General features: G+C 72.7%; 14 protein-coding genes. 3 read left to right on the top strand and 11 right to left on the bottom strand.

Annotation, left to right across the window (positions count from 1 at the left end; all coding sequences use genetic code 11):
• Nucleotides 1-52: 52 nt before the first annotated feature.
• From DB32_RS36455 to DB32_RS36430, 6 genes are all read right to left on the bottom strand, one after another.
• On the bottom strand, nt 53-412 hold the full coding sequence (locus DB32_RS36455) for a hypothetical protein (protein ID WP_053237265.1): 360 nt from the start codon (nt 410-412) through the stop codon (nt 53-55).
• A 77-nt stretch (nt 413-489) separates the two neighbouring features.
• Entirely contained in the window at nt 490-1740 is a 1251-nt protein-coding gene (locus DB32_RS36450) for an NHL domain-containing protein (RefSeq protein ID WP_157069827.1), read from the bottom strand.
• A gap of 2 nt (nt 1741-1742) precedes the next feature.
• Nucleotides 1743-2933 carry an NHL repeat-containing protein gene (locus tag DB32_RS36445; RefSeq protein WP_053237263.1) on the bottom strand — a complete coding sequence of 397 codons (1191 nt, stop codon included), beginning with the start codon at nt 2931-2933 and terminating at the stop codon, nt 1743-1745.
• Nucleotides 2933-3961 carry a WD40/YVTN/BNR-like repeat-containing protein gene (locus tag DB32_RS36440; protein ID WP_157069824.1) on the bottom strand — a complete coding sequence of 343 codons (1029 nt, stop codon included), beginning with the start codon at nt 3959-3961 and terminating at the stop codon, nt 2933-2935. The genes DB32_RS36445 and DB32_RS36440 overlap by 1 nt, the downstream gene beginning before the upstream one ends.
• The gene (locus tag DB32_RS36435) at nt 3909-4454 is read right to left on the bottom strand and encodes a cytochrome P460 family protein (protein ID WP_169791672.1); all 546 of its coding nucleotides are present in this window, start codon (nt 4452-4454) and stop codon (nt 3909-3911) included. Before DB32_RS36435 ends, DB32_RS36440 begins: the two co-directional genes overlap by 53 nt.
• Nucleotides 4451-5362, bottom strand: coding sequence for an Fpg/Nei family DNA glycosylase (locus DB32_RS36430; protein WP_053237260.1), 912 nt, complete (start codon nt 5360-5362; stop codon nt 4451-4453). The genes DB32_RS36435 and DB32_RS36430 overlap by 4 nt, the downstream gene beginning before the upstream one ends.
• A 139-nt stretch (nt 5363-5501) precedes the next feature.
• Here DB32_RS36430 and DB32_RS36425 point away from each other — a divergent pair, with 139 nt between their 5' ends.
• Nucleotides 5502-5699: a hypothetical protein gene (locus tag DB32_RS36425; protein WP_053237259.1), complete on the top strand. Its 198-nt coding sequence runs from the start codon at nt 5502-5504 to the stop codon at nt 5697-5699.
• Between the two features lie 179 nt (nt 5700-5878).
• Here DB32_RS36425 and DB32_RS36420 read toward each other — a convergent pair whose 3' ends face one another.
• Together DB32_RS36420 and DB32_RS36415 are read right to left on the bottom strand one after the other, a co-directional pair.
• A complete protein-coding gene (locus tag DB32_RS36420) occupies nt 5879-6376 on the bottom strand; it encodes a MarR family winged helix-turn-helix transcriptional regulator (protein WP_053237258.1) in 498 nt (165 codons plus the stop codon).
• Nucleotides 6377-6508: 132 nt separating this feature from the next.
• Complete coding sequence (locus DB32_RS36415; protein ID WP_053237257.1) at nt 6509-6733, bottom strand: hypothetical protein; 225 nt, start codon at nt 6731-6733, stop codon at nt 6509-6511.
• A 41-nt stretch (nt 6734-6774) separates the two neighbouring features.
• Here DB32_RS36415 and DB32_RS47535 point away from each other — a divergent pair, with 41 nt between their 5' ends.
• Nucleotides 6775-6927, top strand: a complete 153-nt coding sequence (locus tag DB32_RS47535; protein ID WP_157069820.1) for a hypothetical protein — start codon at nt 6775-6777, stop codon at nt 6925-6927.
• A 259-nt stretch (nt 6928-7186) separates the two neighbouring features.
• Here the strand turns inward: DB32_RS47535 and DB32_RS36410 are convergent, their stop codons facing one another.
• Together DB32_RS36410 and DB32_RS36405 are read right to left on the bottom strand one after the other, a co-directional pair.
• On the bottom strand, nt 7187-9880 hold the full coding sequence (locus DB32_RS36410) for a putative metal-binding motif-containing protein (RefSeq protein WP_083458233.1): 2694 nt from the start codon (nt 9878-9880) through the stop codon (nt 7187-7189).
• A gap of 52 nt (nt 9881-9932) precedes the next feature.
• Nucleotides 9933-12071, bottom strand: coding sequence for a serine/threonine-protein kinase (locus DB32_RS36405; RefSeq protein WP_053237255.1), 2139 nt, complete (start codon nt 12069-12071; stop codon nt 9933-9935).
• Between the two features lie 80 nt (nt 12072-12151).
• Here DB32_RS36405 and DB32_RS36400 point away from each other — a divergent pair, with 80 nt between their 5' ends.
• Nucleotides 12152-13033, top strand: coding sequence for a hypothetical protein (locus DB32_RS36400; RefSeq protein ID WP_157069818.1), 882 nt, complete (start codon nt 12152-12154; stop codon nt 13031-13033).
• Here DB32_RS36400 and DB32_RS36395 read toward each other — a convergent pair whose 3' ends face one another.
• Entirely contained in the window at nt 13034-16084 is a 3051-nt protein-coding gene (locus DB32_RS36395; RefSeq protein ID WP_053237253.1) for a putative metal-binding motif-containing protein, read from the bottom strand.
• Nucleotides 16085-16103: the final 19 nt, after the last annotated feature.

Genomic DNA, 16103 nt, shown 5'->3' with positions numbered 1-16103 from the left:
CGCTTCGCGCGCTCCCGTCCGGGACCCGCGGGACGAGCGCTCCGGTCGATGATCACCGCAGCGCGACGCGTCGCTCGCCCTCGGCGCGCGACTCGACGAACTCGAGCGGCATCCCGGTCGCGAACGCGAACACCGAGCCCATCATCCGCACCGCCGACGACGTGGAGATCGCGACCGCGCGCGCCAGCGCGTGGTCCTTGAGCGCGCGGAACATCTCGATGCCCGGCGCACGCACCTCGGCCGAGTATCCCTCGACCTCGAGCGTGTCGAAGAGCACGGCGCTCGCACGGCGCTGCATCAGACAGCGCTTCACGCCGTCGGTGGCCTGCTGCATCGCCGCGCCGTCGATGTATCCACGGTAGTGCACTCGGATCACGTCGCCGTCCCAGTGCACGCTCGCGCTCCCCGCCATCGGAGCGAGTCTGCCCGCGCGCGACGCGCGGGCTCAATCTCCTCGCCCGGAGCCTCCGCGTTCGACGACGATGGCGATCACGTCGCGGGGACGATCACGCGCACCCGGTGGTTGTGCGTGTCGGTGACGTAGAGGTTCCCCGTCGCGTGATCGATCTCGATCCCGTACGGGCGATCGAGCAGCGCCTCGCGCGGATCGCCGCCGTCGCCCTCGAACCCGCGCGTCCCGCAGCGGCCCGCGACGCCGTCGATCGTGCCCGCGTCGAGATCGATCGCGCGCACGCAGTGGTTGAACGTGTCGGTCAGGTAGAGCGTGCGCTCGTCCTCCGAGAGCTCGACGTCGACCGGGTTGTCGAGCTGCGCCGCGCTCGCCGGGCCCCCATCGCCCGCGTAGCCCCGCGTGCCCGTGCCCGCGAGCGTGTCGATCATCCCGTCGGGCGAGATCACGCGCACCCGATGGTTGTGGCTGTCCGCGAAGTAGATCGTGCCGTCGCCGGCGATCGCGATGCGGCCCGAGGGCTCCGCCGACTGCCCGAACGGCATCGCGAAGCGCGCCTCGAGCGCGGGCCCACCGTCGCCCCCGTACGCGCGCGCGCACGGCAGATCGCAAGCGCTCACGTCGGCGCCGCAGTGCGTGCGGCCGCTGCCCCCCGGGCACGCGACCGGCGTCTCGCCGTCCGCGCACTCGTTGGTCACGCACATGCCCGCGACGCGCTCGATCGTGCCCGTCGTCGTGATCCGGCGGATCACCTGGTTCGCCTGATCGACGAAGTAGAGGTTCCCCGCCGCATCGAAGTCGAGGCCCGCGGGAAGGTCGAGCACCGCGCTCGACGCCGGCCCGCCGTCGCCGAAGTAGTTGCGCCCGCCGGTGCCCGCGACGTCGCTCAGCGTGTCCGTCTCGAGGTCGACCATGCGCACTCGGCTGTTGTGCCAGGCCGCGATCCACATGTGGCCCGACCCGTCGAACACGATGTCGGTCGGATGATTGAAGTCCGCCTCGAGCACCGGGCCCGGCGGTCCGTCGCCGAGACGACCGCTGCCCGCACACGTCTCGATCACGCTCGTCTCGAGCGGGTCGCTCACCACGCGGATCCGGTGGTTGTTCCAGTCGACCACGTAGAGGTCGCCGTTCGGACCGATCGTCGAGTCCATCGGCAGGTAGAGCTCGGCCTCGCGCGCGAGCCCGTCGTCGCCCGCGAGCCCCGCGCGCCCGGTGCCGACGATCGTGCAGATCGTGCCCGGCGCGGGCTCGCACGCAGCCGGCGTCTCGGGCTCGCACGCGGTCATCGCGAGCAGCGCGCACGCCGCGACCTTCTTCGTCTTGCTCATCGTCACAGGGGCACCCTCAGGAAGCGGCTGTTCTCGGTGTCGGCGACGTAGAGCGCGCCATCGGGCCCGAACGCGATGCCCATCGGCCGCGCGAGCTGCGTCGCCGTCGCGTCCGCGCCCTCCGCGCCGGTGCCGCGCTCGCCGGTGCCGACGATCGTGGTCACGACGTCGGCGTCGCGATCCCACGCGCGCACCACGTGGTTCTCGGTGTCGGCGAAGTAGAGCCGACCATCGGGGCCGATCTCGAGATCGCGCACGTGCGAGATGCGCGCGCTCGCCGCGGGGCCTCCGTCTCCGTCGTAGCCCATCTCGCCGGTTCCGAGCACGGTGTCGATCACACCGGTCGCGAGATCGACCGCGCGGATGCGGAAGTTCAGACCGTCGGCGATGTAGAGGACGTTCGTGTCCTCGTCGAGCGCGAGCCCACCGCTCGGCTCGGGATTGCCGCCCGCCTCGAAGCGCAGGCGCGCGCTCGTCGCGGGACCGCCGTCACCCTCGAAGCCCGGCATCGGCATCGTGCCCGGCATCGGGGGCGTGCCCGCGACGGTCTCGATCGCCCCGTCGGGCGTGATGCGTCGCACCAAGAAGTTGCGCTGATCGAGCACGTAGAACGTGCCGTCGCTCGCGCGCACCAGCGCCTTGGGCTGGTTGAAGCGCGCCGCCGCGGGGTCGCTCGACCCGTCGCCGCGATAGCCCGGCGCGCTGCCGCACACGACCTCGACGAGCCCGGTCGTCGGATCCCACGTGCGCAGCTTGTGGTTGTGCCAGGCCATCAGGTAGAGCCGGCCCCGATCGTCGAACTGCAGATCGGTCGGGTGGTTCAGCGAGACCTCGCGACCGGGCACGCCGGTGCCGTCGAACTCGCGCTCCGGATCGAGCCGCGGCCCGTCGCCGATGAAGTCGCCGATCACCGTCTCGACCGTTCCGTCGGCGCGCACGCGCCGCACGAGGTGGTTGTTCCAGTCGAGGAAGTACGCGGTGCCGTCGGGCGCGAACTCGAGATCGATCGACCAGTAGATCGCGGTCTCGCGCGGCGGCAATCCGTCCTCGCCGAGCGCCTGCTCACCGGTGCCCGCGTAGACGCACGCGACGCCGCGCTCGTCCGGGCATCCGCTCTCCTCGCACGCGCCGAGCCCCGCCGCGGTGATCACACCGCCCGCGAGCACGCCCAGCGTTCGCAGCCTCGCTCCCATCACTCCCCCTCGTACGACGCGATCTCCTCGCGCCCCTGATAGATCAAGAGACCGCGCTCCAGCGGCTCTGCGAGCACCTGTCCGCCCGCGGCCCACACGCCGCCGTCGGGATCGATCCACACGGAATGCAGAGTCTCTGCCAGCGCGAGCCCGGTGTCCTCGACGACCCACGTCGCGCTCTCGCGCCGCACGAACGTCCCGTTGATCCCCACGGCACGACCGCTGTCGCGCGTGAGGAACACACCGAACAGATGGGGCACCAGGTCGGGTGCCACGTCGTGCCAAGCACCCTCGGGATCGCGCACGACCAGCACGCCCGAGCCCGCGCCACCCACCGCCGCGACGCTGCCGTCGGGCCCGACGTGCACCGTGAAGAGCGTCCGCGTGGTGCCCGCGTCGTGCATCGCGAGCTCCTCGCCGTCCCAGTGCAGCACGGCTCCGTCGGTGCCGACGATCCACGCATCGCCGCGCCCGCGCCCCCACACCTTGAAGAGCGATCGCCCCTCGAGCGCCTCGGGCAGCTCGATCGCGCGCCACTCGCTCCCGTCGTAGTGCCACACGAACCCCGCCACGCGGCCGAGCCCGCCGACCGCGAGCACGTCGTCCGGCGCGCTGCCCCAGATGCCGAAGATCGTCGGCGCATCGCTCGGCGTCTCCATGCGCGCGAACGACGTCCCGTCCCAGCGCAGGATCATCCCGCCCTCGCCGCCGACGAGCACCGAGCCATCGCTCTCGAAGCCGTGCACCCACCACGCGTCGCCCTGCGCGCCGGTCGGGATGCGCGTCCACCCGTCGCCGTCGTAGCGCAGCACGTACGGACCGTCGCCGGGATCGGCGCCGACCGTCCACACGTCGCGCGCGCTCGTCCCCCACACCGAGAGCAAGCCCGCGGGCAGCTCCTCCATCACGACGCGGTGCACGGGCTCTTCGCTCGGCCCCGGGCACCCGATCGTGATCAGCGCGACGAGCGCGATCTCAGCGCGGAGTCGGCTCGATCGAACCGGGAGGGCACGTGTAGTCCCAGCCATACGGGGGCTCCTCGCAATGCCAAGCGTGGCAGTCGATGCACGTCGTCGGGATCGCGCGACGATCGAAGACCTCGCGGCGCTGCGCGTCGAAGCGGCGCCACGTCCAGTCGTGCTCCTCGGTGGGCGTGGTGCCCGCCTCGAGCTTCTCCATCAGCACGAACGAGAGCAGCTCGGTGCACTCGGGGTCGTCGTACTCCGCCTTCAGCAGCGCGGCGCCGACGGGGTAGGGCGCGTCCTGCTGCGTGTAGGGCCCGAGCGCGCCGTCGTTCGCGAACACGCGGATGTAGCGCAGCTCGTGATCGTGGCTGAGCGTGCAGCCGTCGCGCGCCTCGGTCCACGCACGCTCGTAGTCGGTGGGGAAGGGCCCGTCGTCGGGATCCGGCTCTCGGCACGAGAGCGAGATCATCGCGATCACGACCAGCGCGGTGCTCCCACGTGCAACAGAGCGGCACATCGAGGCGCCCGCCTGGCAGTGAGCGTGCCAGTCGCTCAACGACCTTCGAGCTCCTCGATCGTCTTGGGCCAGTTGCCCTTCAGCAGCCGCGAGAGCGATCGATCCGCGAGCAGCTTCCCTTCGGTCTGGCAGCGCGGACAGTAGTTCGACTCGTTCTCCGCGTACACGATGCGCTGCACCTTCGTCCCGCACACCGGGCACGGCTGTCCGTACTTGCCGTGCACCGCCATCTCGGGCCGGAACGCAGTGACCTTCGCAGGGAAGCCGCCGGCGAGCTCGGCGCGCATGCGATCGATCCACTCCTCGAGCACCTCGATCGTCGCGCGATGCAGCGTCGCGATCGCCGCGTCGTCGAGGCGATCGCTGCGCGTGACCGGCGACATCTTCGCGCGGTGGAGGATCTCGTCGGAGTACGCGTTGCCGATGCCCGAGAACAGGCGCGGATCGGTCAGCGCGCGCTTGAGCGTGTGGCGCTCGCGGGTGAGCGCGTCCTTGAACTGCTCGAGCGTCGAGCCGAGCGGCTCGAGCCCGCCGCGATCGAAGTCGCGCAGCGCGGCCTCGCCGCGCACGAGGTGCAGGCTCGCGCGCTTCTTCGTCGAGGCCTCGGTGAGCAGCAGCGTCCCGTGCTCCGCGCCGTCTTCGCTGACGAAGTCGAACGCGAGCAGGCCCACCTTGCCGGGGATCTTCGCCTTCGCTTCGTCCTTCCACTGGAAGCGTCCGGCGATCATCAGGTGCACGACCGCGAACACGTCGGGCTCGATCGCGAAGACGATGCGCTTGCCCATCCTTCGCAGCCCGATCACCTCGTGCCCCACCACGTCCGCGATCTTCGGATCCACCGAGCGCAGCACGAAGGGCGACGCGAGCCGGATCGACGCGAGCGTGCGTCCGATCACGCGCGCTTCCAGCGCTTCGATGTAGAGCGTGATGTCGGGGAGCTCGGGCATGGGGAGCCCGATACTAACCGGCAACACCGCTGACGCGCTGCGGCGCGATCTCTACGCGCTGCGTCGTGGCGCGCACCGTGCTCGAAGGGGCGCGACGCATTCGCGGCGCGACGCAGCCGCACACACGAGGAGGACGATCATGGAGACGCACGAGCACGAGCTGCTGCAGTTCGAAGCGATGGGACACTTCACCGACGATCGCGCCGAGTCGCTGGTCGCTCGCGCGTGGCGCCGTCCCAACGAGACGCGCAACGCCAAGCGCGACGACGTGCGCGCGACGAGCGAGCTGGGCGCGCTCGCGCTGCCGCTCGAGCATTCGTGCCCGCGGCTCGCGTGAGCCGCGTGCGCGAGTCGCGCGTCACTGCGTAGCGGTGGCGCCAGCGACTGCCACCGTGACGACGCGTCTCGGCCGATCGCGCACGCTCGGCTGACGCGCCGCGGCGAGCAGTCTGTAAGGGCGAGAAGGTGGCGCGCGCGGTGCTCGGATGGGGGAGAGCCCGCGCGCACAGACGTCAGTCAGTCTGCGCGACGTGCGCGGGCCCGCGGCGCTGCGCGCGCGTCCTCCGCGCGATCGAGGTGCACGTCGATGCGCGCGAGCGCGTCGTGCAGCGCGCGCATGCGCTCCTTGCCGATCGCCTGCTCGAGCTCGCGCTCGACCTCGCCGAGCTCGTCGAGCAGCGATCGCCCCTTCTTGCTCGTGAAGCGGACGCGCGTCGCTCGCGCGTCCTCCGGGTCGGGCGCGCGCTCGACCAGCCCGAGCTCCTCGAGCTCCGAGACGAGCTGGTGGATCGCCTGCTTGCTCACGCCGGCGCGCCGCGCGAGCTCCGTCTGTCGCGTGCCCTCGAGATCGAGGTGCCGGAACAGCGCGGCGTGCGCGGGCCGGATCGCGATGCGCGTCCTGGCGGCGATGCGCTCGAGGGCGAGCTCGTCGATGCGTCGCGCGCACCGGGCGAGGAGCTGCGCCGGGCTCGCGCGCTCGTCGCCGCAATCGGGATCGAAGGGACGACGGACCATCCCCCGATGCTACCCGCACATGGTCAAGCTCGCCGACCATGTGCGACCGAGCCGAATCCACCACCGAGCTCACGCAGAGCCGCAGAGATCGAACCGAAACGATCTCTTCTCTGCGGCCCTCTGTGGTTGGATTCAGAACCGCCCGGCGAGCGAGAGCCCCGCGTGATGCGGCCCGGCGCTCGGCAGGATCGAGAGCGCCGGCTCCTCGTCGCCGCCCGACGTCGCGATGCCGGCGATCAGCAGCGCTGCGCCCGCCGCCTGCAGCAGGCCGTCGAAGATCAGCCACGTGCCCCGGTCGTCCGAGTCGAACGCGGTCGGCTTCACCGCCAGCTGGATCCACGGCCCGGCGATCGGCACCCAGCTCGAGTAGCGGAACGCGTCCCCAGCGATCGCTCGACGTGCCGTCGAGCGTCGATCCCGCGAAGATCCCGACGAAGCCGTTCACGATCCAGCCGACGCCCAGCATCACCGCGCCGGTCACGATCAGCCCGACGTTCGGCCCGCGCTCGCGGCGCGGCGGCTCGGCGGTCACGGGCGTGTACGGCGAGTAGCCCGGAGCGGGCTGCTGCACGATCACGATCTGTTGCCCGGGGTTCACGGGCTGTGCCTGTGCCGCAGCACGTCCTGGCACGTGCACGAGCGCGAAGCCGAGCGCGAACGTCAGGGCGATCGCGATCTTCGTGCAGAGCGCGTGCGTGCCGGTGTGTGAGTCCATCGTTCCTCCAGCTCCCCCGAGCTGCAGTCTCCGCAACGTCCGTGCCCGCGATCAACAAACCGGGTTGGTCAAGGACACTTGACCAACCGCGATCGTCAGAGCGCGCTCAAGAGCCCGTCGTAGCTCGCCGACAGGCACACGCGCGACGACACGACGCCGGTCGGCGTGCGCAGGTACGCGAGCTCGCATCCGAGGCCGGTCGGGCACGAGTCGTCGCTCGTGCAGAGGTCGATGCACACGCCGAGCGAGCGCTCGCACAGCTGGCTCTCGCAGTCGCCGTTCTGTGCGCACGCCGCGCCTGCTTGGCGGTTGTGCAGGCCCGCGCCGGTGTTCGCGAGACAGACCGGCACCGTCTCGACCGCGGTCATCCCGCGGATCGCCGCGGGCGCGTCGCTGCCGAACGTGCCGATCGTCGTCGCGTTGCCGCGGACCGAGCAGTGCGTGCCGCTCGGGCACTGCGCGTTGACCGCGCACGGCTGCGCGCACACGCCGCTGACGCAGCTCTGCGCGCCCCACATGCACCCGGGCTGACCCGCGCGACCGCACGCCGCGCCGGTGGTGCCGGTGCCGTTGTCGTCGAGCGCGCAGCGCGCGTACATCAGCGGCGAGGTCCCCGCGACCGACACGATCTCGCAGACCGTGCCGCTCGCGCAGCTGCCCGACGTCCCGGGCGCGTGGTGCGTGCAGTAGTCGACGCAGCGCTGCGTGTTGCACCCCGGCCCGATGCAGTAGCGATCGCAGTCGCCGCTGCGGCACTGCGCGTCTCCGCTGCACACCGCGCCGCCCATCAGCGTGCCGATCGGATCGGTGCTCTCCGCGCAGCCGTGCAGGTTGTCGGTGATCGTCACGCGATAGCGGCACGTCTGCGTCGCGGTGCAGCCCGCGCCGAGCGCGCCGGTGTAGCTGCCCTCGCAGAACGACGTGCAGACGTAGTTGCCGGTGCACATCCCGCCGCCGCCCACGACGCATCCGCAGAGCAGATCGTCGCCGCAGACGTCGGCGCCGCTCGAGAAGTTGCACGGCTCGCTCACGCCGCAATTGTCGACGGTGAAGCGATTGCAGTCGGTGTCGGATCCGTCGCAGCGCTCGGCGACGCGCGGCGAGACGTTCGGGGTCGTGTCGTCGCAGTCGCCCGCGCACTCGCTCAGACCGTCGCCGTCGTCGTCGCGCGGGTCACACGGATTGCACAGCTCGTCGAGGTATCCGTCGCAGTCCTGATCGATCCCGTCGCCGCGCCCGTCGGCGCCGCAGAGCTCGGGCGCGCCGGGGTACACGCTCGCGCGCGTGTCGTCGCAGTCGCGCTGGGTGGGATCGCTCGAGCAGGTGCCGAACGTGTCGCGATCGGCGTCGAACGCCTCGTCGATGCGTCGATCGCAGTCGTCGTCGGTGCCGTTGCAGAGCTCGGCGCGACCGGGGCGCACCGCGCCGTTCGCGTCGTCGCAGTCGAGGCACTCGTTCGATCCGTCGAAGTCGCGATCGACCGCGGGATCACACGCGCAGAGCTCGTCGGCCGCGCCGTCGCAGTCGTCGTCGACGCCGTTGCCGCAGACCTCGGTGCCCGGCGTGCCCGGCGTGCAGGTGCCGGGGTTGCCGCTCGTGCACGCGGTCGCGGTGCGGCGGCACGCGCCCAGGCCGCAAGTGAGCTCGGGCAAGCCGTCGTCGACCGTGCCGTCGCAGTCGTCGTCGACGCCGTTGCACGCCTCGGCGCTCGGCATGCCGGGCGTGCACGTCGCGGGGACGCCGCCGACGCAGCCCGCCTGCATGCGCGCGCACGCGCCGACGCCGCAGCGCACGGGCGCGATCCCGTCGTCGACGGTGCCGTCGCAGTCGTCGTCGAGGCCGTTGCAGATCTCGGCGGTCGGCGTGCCCGGCGTGCACGTGCCTCCACCGCTGCCCGAGCACGCGAGCACGACGCGGCGACACTCGCCGACGCCGCACACCGTGGTGCCGAAGCCCTCGTCGATCGTCCCGTCGCAGTCGTCGTCGGCGCCGTCGCAGGTCTCGCTGCCGGCGGTCCCGGGGATGCACACGCCCGGCGTTCCGTCGGCGCACGCCGCGACGGTGCGCGCGCACGTGCCGCGGCCGCACGCGATCGTGCCGAGCCCTTCGTCGATCATGCCGTCGCAGTCGTCGTCGTCGTCGTCACACGACTCGACGGCCGGCGCGCCCGGCGTGCACACGCCGACGACGCCTTCCGCGCACGCCGCCACCTCGCGCTCGCACGCGCCGGTCCCGCAGATCGAGCTGCCGAGCGCTTCGTCGATCGCGCCGTCGCAGTCGTCGTCGGCGCCGTTGCACGCCTCGCCGAACGCCGCGAGCGGCGTGCATTCCTGCGCGACGCCCGACGCGCACGCGGGCACCGTGGTGCGGCACGCGCCCTCGCCGCACGTGAGCTCGCCGAGCGCCTCGTCGAGCGTGCCGTCGCAGTCGTCGTCGACGCCGTTGCACGTCTCGTCGCTCGGCTCGGCGACGTCGCCGCACGCGCCCCACACCGGGAATTCGAACGTGACGACGCACGTCTGGGTGCCCATGCCGCACGCGCCGACGCCGCCGGTCGAGCACGATCGCGTCTCGCCCTCGGCCGCGCAGGGACAGCCCTCGCCGGTCTCCGCGCTGCACGTCGATCCGTCGGGGCGCTCGAGCTGCGCGTCCGCGCCGGCGTCGAGCGACGGGATGTACACGTCCTCGAGCGGCGCGATCGGCACACCGCAGGTGCAGCCGCTCGCGAGGACCGCGAGCAAGCACGAGACGACCATGCTCGCGGCGCGAGCACGACACGACCACGACATGCGGGACCCCCCCGAGGCGATCCCGGTGTATGGCCGTGCCCTTCGTCAGCCTTCACTCGTCGAGGTCGTAGAACACGCTCTCGTCGCCGCCCGGCTGCACGCGCACCGTGCGCGAGAACGTGCGCCCGTCGCGATCGACGATGCGCAGCCGCACCGTGCCCGAGGGGACGTTGGCTTCGCCGATCGGCGTGGTGCCGAGGAGGCGCGAGCCCACGTAGACCTTCGACCACGGACGCGTGTTGATCGAGAGGTGCCCGGGGCGCGCGACCGGCCCGCGCGCTTCCGCGGCGGCGCGCGGCAGCGGGGCCCACGCGAGCTCGACCTCGATCGACTCGCCTGCCCGCACGTCGATCCCGACGTCGTACGATCGATGATCCGGTCGCTCGGCGTGCACGAGATGCGCGCCCGCCGGCAGCTCGATCGGCGCGGCGAGCTCGTCCGCGCGCAGCGTGCGATCGCCGATGCGCACGATCGCGTCGGGGGGCGCGCCGCGCAGCACCAGGTGGCCGCTCGTCGCTGCGGGCGGCGCCGCGATCGTGGGCACGACCTCCTCGGGCGGCGCGACCACCGCCGCGGGCGCGCTCGTCACCGCGGGATGCGACGACGTCGCGCTGCTCGCGATCCACCCCGCGCCGATCAGCGCGAGCACCGCGGCCGCCGCGGCGCTCGCGATCCACGCGGTGCGCGAGCGCGTCGCGCTCGGCTCGTCGATCGTCGCCGGCATCGGCGTGCCCTCGACGCGCGCCCCGGCCTGCGGCGGCGACACACGCTGCGCGATCGGCGAAGGCCGCTTCCGGAAGCTCTCTCCGAAGGGCGTCGAGTCGACCAGCGGGCCCGCGTGGATCTGCTCCTCGAAGAGCGGCTCCATCAGCGACGCGATGCGCGCCGTCGTCACCGCCTTGCCGATCTTCGCGAGCCAGTCCTCGAGCGCCGCCTGCATCTCGCCCGCGGTCGCGAACCGATCGCGCGGCTCCTTCTGCAGGGCCTTCTGCACGATCGCATCGAGCTCGGCCGGCAGCGCCGCGTTCACGGTGCGGATCGACGGCACCGGATCTTCGATGACGGCGCGCATCGTCTCGTACTCGGTCGCGCGGTGATAGAGCGGCTCGCCGGTGAGCGTCTCGTAGAGGCAGATGCCGAGCGCGAACACGTCGGCGCGCGCGTCGATCGGCTTCCCGAGGCACTGCTGCGGCGACATGTACGAGAACTTGCCCTTCACCACGCCCGCTTGGGTCTTCGTGGTGTGCGACTGGGCCTTCGCGATGCCGAAGTCGAGCAGCTTCACCTGCCCGTCGAAGCTCACCATCACGTTGTGCGGGCTGACGTCGCGGTGGACGATCCCGAGCGGCTCTCCGTTCGCGTCGCGCGCGCGATGCGCGTAGTGCAGCGCCTCCGCGACGTACGCGACGATGCGCGCGCCGAGCTCGGGCGCGATGCCGCCGCGCCCGCGCGCCTTGCGGATCAGCTTCCCGAGCTGCGCGCCGTGGATCCACTCCATCGCGATGAAGTAGGTGCCCTCGAGCTCGCCGAACTCGTAGATGTGACAGATCTGCGGGTGCGTCAGCTGGATCGCGAGCCGCGCCTCGTCGAGGAACATCGCGACGAAGCGCGGGTCGTCCGCGACGTGCGCGAGGATGCGCTTGATCGCGAGCAAGCGCGTCGCTCCGACGCTCGTCGTCTCGCGGCCGAGGAAGATCTCCGCCATGCCGCCGAACGCGACGCGCCCGAGGATGTCGAACCGCCCGTAGGTGCAGATCGCGGGCATCTGCAGCGAGCCGCGGCCCTGCGAGGTCGGTCGTGCGCCGGAGGTCGGAGGCGGCGTGGGCTCGGCGTCGAGCGGGACCTCGACCGAGTCGGTCCCGATCGGCGCGTGCTCCGCGTCGTCGATCGACTCGATCGCGCGCGGTGCGAGCTCGTTCGCGAGCAGCGGCGAAGGCGGCGGCGGGATCGCGACGGGTCGCGGCGGGGGCGGTCGCGAGGAGGGATCGGAGCGCCGCGCGCCCTGCACGACGCGCGCGTGCTCGAGCACGTGGCTCGGGATCGCGCGCTTCGGCGGGAGCGTCGAGCGGCTCGCGTCGTCGGCGGGACCGAGCGGCTTGCGCACCTCGGTCCGAGCGTCCGCGTCCTCGTCGATCTCGGCGCGCGCCGGATCACCGTCGGCGCCGCTGCCCCTGGGCCCCGCAGAGGACATCCTGGTCGAAAAGCTACCACAACTTCGGATACGCTTCGCGGATGACACGCGGCGCGTCTCACCGAGGCTCGATCGTCGCCGTGATCGTCATGCTGGCGGCGTGGGCGCCCTTCGCGCATGCGCAGGACGCGACGCCACCGAGCGCTCAGCTCGCCGAGGTGCGCGAGCTCGCGTTGCGCGCCAACTACCGCACCGCGCTGCCCGCCGCGCAGGCGCTGCTCGCGCGCACCGATCTCGACGCCGCGACGCGCAACCAAGCGCTCGAGGTGCTCGCGACGATCCACCTCGCGATGCGCGACGAGATCGCGGCGCGCGACACGCTCGCGACGCTCTATGCGCGCGACCCCGCGCACCGCCTCGCCGATCCCGACGCGAGCCCGGTGGTGCAGTCGGCGTTCGCGCGCGCCCGGGAGTCCGCGACGCCGCTCGCGATCACGATCGAGCACGTGCCGCCGGTGCTGGCGCGACACGACGCGGCCGAGATCGGCGCGCGTGTGGTCGACCACGCGGACGCGGTGCACGAGATCCGCCTCGCCCACCGGGCGCGTGGCGCAGCGCGCGCGAGCGTCGTCGTGCTCGCGCTCGATGCCGACGGTGCCGCGTCGGGCCGCATCGCGCTTCCCGGCGACGACGCCGCCGCGGCGATCGAGTACTGGATCGAGGCGGCCGCGCCCTCGGGGCACGTGCTCGCGCGCGTCGGATCGCCCGACGCGCCGCTGGTCGTCGAGGTGCCCGCGGCCGCGCCGGTCGTGGTCGCGCGCGCGACGACGACGGTGGACGAGCCGCGCGATCACGTCGAGCCGGCGAGCGGCGACGTGACAGGCGAGTGGTGGCTCTGGACGCTGATCGGCGTCGCGGTGGTCGGCGCCGGCGTGGGCATCGGCGTCGGGGTCGCGGTCGCGAGCGAAGGGCCGAGCGACGGATCGCTCGGCAACGTCACGCTGCCGCTGCTCGCGTTCTGATCACAGGCCGCCGACCGACAGCGAGTAGGCGCCGCACGGGCAGTCCGAGTCGCCGCTCTGGTAGCCGTCGACGAACAAGTAGTAGAGGCCCGGCGCGAGCGTCGCCGACATCGACGAGCGCAGCCCGCCGCTGCAACCGTTCCCGCTGCAGCCGTCGTCGTTGCACATGCGCTGCGCGGTCGTCGATCCGTCGCTGCACACCGAGCGGACGTAGAGCGTCGAGTCGAAGCTCGTCCCCGCGGTGCACCCGCTGAACGAGACGGTGCGGCTCGTCGGCCCGGGCACGACGAAGTAGTAGACGCGCTCGCGCGCCGCGCCGGTGCCGACGTAGTCGCAGTCCGCGACGCTCGCGTTGACGTAGTCCGCGCCGAACGCGCAGGTGTCGCCGCTCAGCGTGGTCGCGCCCGCGGGGATCGCGGTGGGATTGCCGCAGCGATCGCTCTGCGTGCCCGGCGGCGTGATGTACACGTCGACCGGGATCGTCCCGCTCGCGGCGCTCCGCGTGTCGACGAACACCTGGTACGTGCCCGCGGGCAGATTCGTGAGGCGGAGCGCCGACGACGTGCGCCCGTCCGCGTCGTCGTTGCACGCGCGCTCGGCGCCGGTGCAGTAGCAGTTGCGCACGTAGAGCACGGTGTCGACCGCCGACGCGTGCGTCGTGATGAAGACGTCGCTCGCGCTCGCGAGCGTGAACGTGAGCACGCCTTCCGCGCCCGCGCCGCCGCAGGTGCCCGCGTGGCTGCTCGACGAGAGCATCACGTCGTAGCGGCCACCCGCGCCCGACACCGCGATCGCGCCGGTGCACCCGACGCACGCGCCGCAGCCCTCGTCCGTCAGCATGTTGCAGTCGTCGTCGACGCCGTTGCACGCCTCGGCGGGCGGCGTGCACGAGCCCCACGCGCAGTCGCCGCCGCAGGTGCGGGTGCCCGACGTGCCGCACGACGTGGTGCACGGACCGGTCGCGCCGGGCGAGCACGCGAAGCCCTCGTCGACGCGCGTGTCGCAGTCGTCGTCGCCGCCACCACACGCTTCCGGCGGCGCGGCGCACGCGCCCCACGAGCAGTCCCCCGCGCACATGCGCGAGCCGGTCGAGCCACACGACGTCGTGCACGCGCCGGTGCGCCCCGCGCAGCACGTGAAGCCGTCGTCGCACGCGCCGTTGCAGTCGTCGTCGACGCCGTTGCAGCTCTCGGCGGGCGGCGAGCACGTGCTCCATCCGCACGATGCGCTGCAGGTGCGCGAGCCCGTGGTGCCGCACGACGTCGTGCACGTCCCTGCGCTGCCCGCGCAGCACGCGAACGTCTCGTCGCATCGCGTGTCGCAGTTGTCGTCGGCGCCGTTGCACGCCTCGACGGGCGCCGTGCACGCGCCCCAGGTGCACGACGCGCTGCACACGCGCGCTCCGGTCGTGCTGCATCCCGTCGAGCAGGTGCCGGTCGCGCCGGGCACGCAGGTGAACGTCTCGTCCACGCGTCCGTCGCAGTCGTCGTCGTTGCCGTTGCAGCTCTCCGCGGGAGGCGTGCACGCGCTCCAGGTGCAGCTCGCGCTGCACGCGCGCGAGCCGGTCGATCCGCAGCTCGTCGTGCACGCCTCCATCGCGCCCACGCTGCACTCGACGGTCTCGTCGGTCTCGCCGTCGCAGTCGTCGTCGACGCCGTTGCATCCCTCGGCCGGCGGGGTGCACGCGCCGAGCGCGCAGCTCGCGTCGCATGCCCGCGAGCCCGTCGTGCCGCACGTCGTGGTGCACGCGGCCGTCGTGCCCGACACGCACTCGAAGCCCTCGTCGCTGCTCGCGTCGCAGTCGTCGTCGCGTCCGTTGCACACGTCGTCCGGCGCGACGCACGCGCTCCACGTGCAGTCGTCGCCGCAGGTGCGCGCTCCGCTCGAGCCGCACGCCGTCGTGCACGGCTGCGTCGCGCCGCGCACGCACGCGAACACGTCGTCGACGCCGCCGTTGCAGTCGTCGTCGATCGCGTTGCAGGTCTCGGCGGGCGGCGAGCACAGCGACCAGCCGCACGTCGCGCTGCACACCCGCGTGCCGGTCGTGCCGCACGTCGTGTCGCACGTGCCGGTCTCGCCGCGGCAGCAGGTGAACGACTCGTCGCAGCCGCCCTCGCAGTCGTCGTCGATGCCGTTGCAGACCTCGGGCGCGCCGGGGAACACCTCGGGGTTCGTGTCGTCGCAGTCGCTCGCGGGGACCGCCCCGATCACCGCGCACCGTGCGTCGCCCGCGCGATCCCCGTCGGCGTCGCGGGTGCGGTGCACGCACTCGCCGCGCATCGCTTCGTCGCACGCGTCGTCGGTGCACGCGTCGCCGTCGTCGCAGTCGATCGCGGCGCCGAGCGCGCACTCGCCGTCGACGCAGCGCTCGAGCCCATTGCACGCGCGATCGTCGTCGCACCCGTCGTCGTCGGTGCACGCGCGCGGCGGGCATCCCTCGAGCGGATCGCAGCTCGCGCCGACCGCGCAGGTGCTGTCGTCGGGCACGTTCTCGCACGCGCCGTCGGTGCAGCGATCGATCGTGCAGCCGACCGCGTCGTCGCAGTCTCCGTCGGTGCCGCACGTCGCCGCGTCGCGCATGCCCCCGTCGCCGCGGCCCGCGTCGCCCGTGCCTCCGTCGCGGGTCGGCGTCTCGCAGCGCCCGTCGATGCAGTCGACGCCCTCGTCGCAGCGCACCTCGCGGCACGCGCTCGTGAGCTCCACGTCGACCACGCGCTCGACGCCGGGGACGAACGCCGAGCCGACCACACGACGCAGCACGAACGCGCCGCCGCGCATCGCGGTCACGGTGATCGTGACCTCGCCCGACTCCATCTCGCCGGGCCGCACCGAGAGCGTCTGCGGCCACCCGTCGCGCAGCGCGACCTCGCGCTCGACCGTCGCCCCGGTGCGCCCGCCGCGCACGTCGATCTCGAGCGCGTCGATCTCGCCCGGCACTGCGAGATCCGAGGTCACGCGCACCAGCAGCGACGTCCGATCGGAGCAGGCCCCCAGCGTCAGGAGCGCGGCGACGAGGGCGCACGCTCGCACGAGCGGCTGGTGGCACTGCACGAGTCGGATGGTACCGCGC

This window comes from Sandaracinus amylolyticus, from assembly GCF_000737325.1.
Classification (GTDB): Bacteria; Myxococcota_A; Polyangia; order Polyangiales; family Sandaracinaceae; genus Sandaracinus; species Sandaracinus amylolyticus.
Note: the sequence above shows the minus strand (reverse complement) of the source record. Positions and strands in the feature narration are given on the sequence as shown.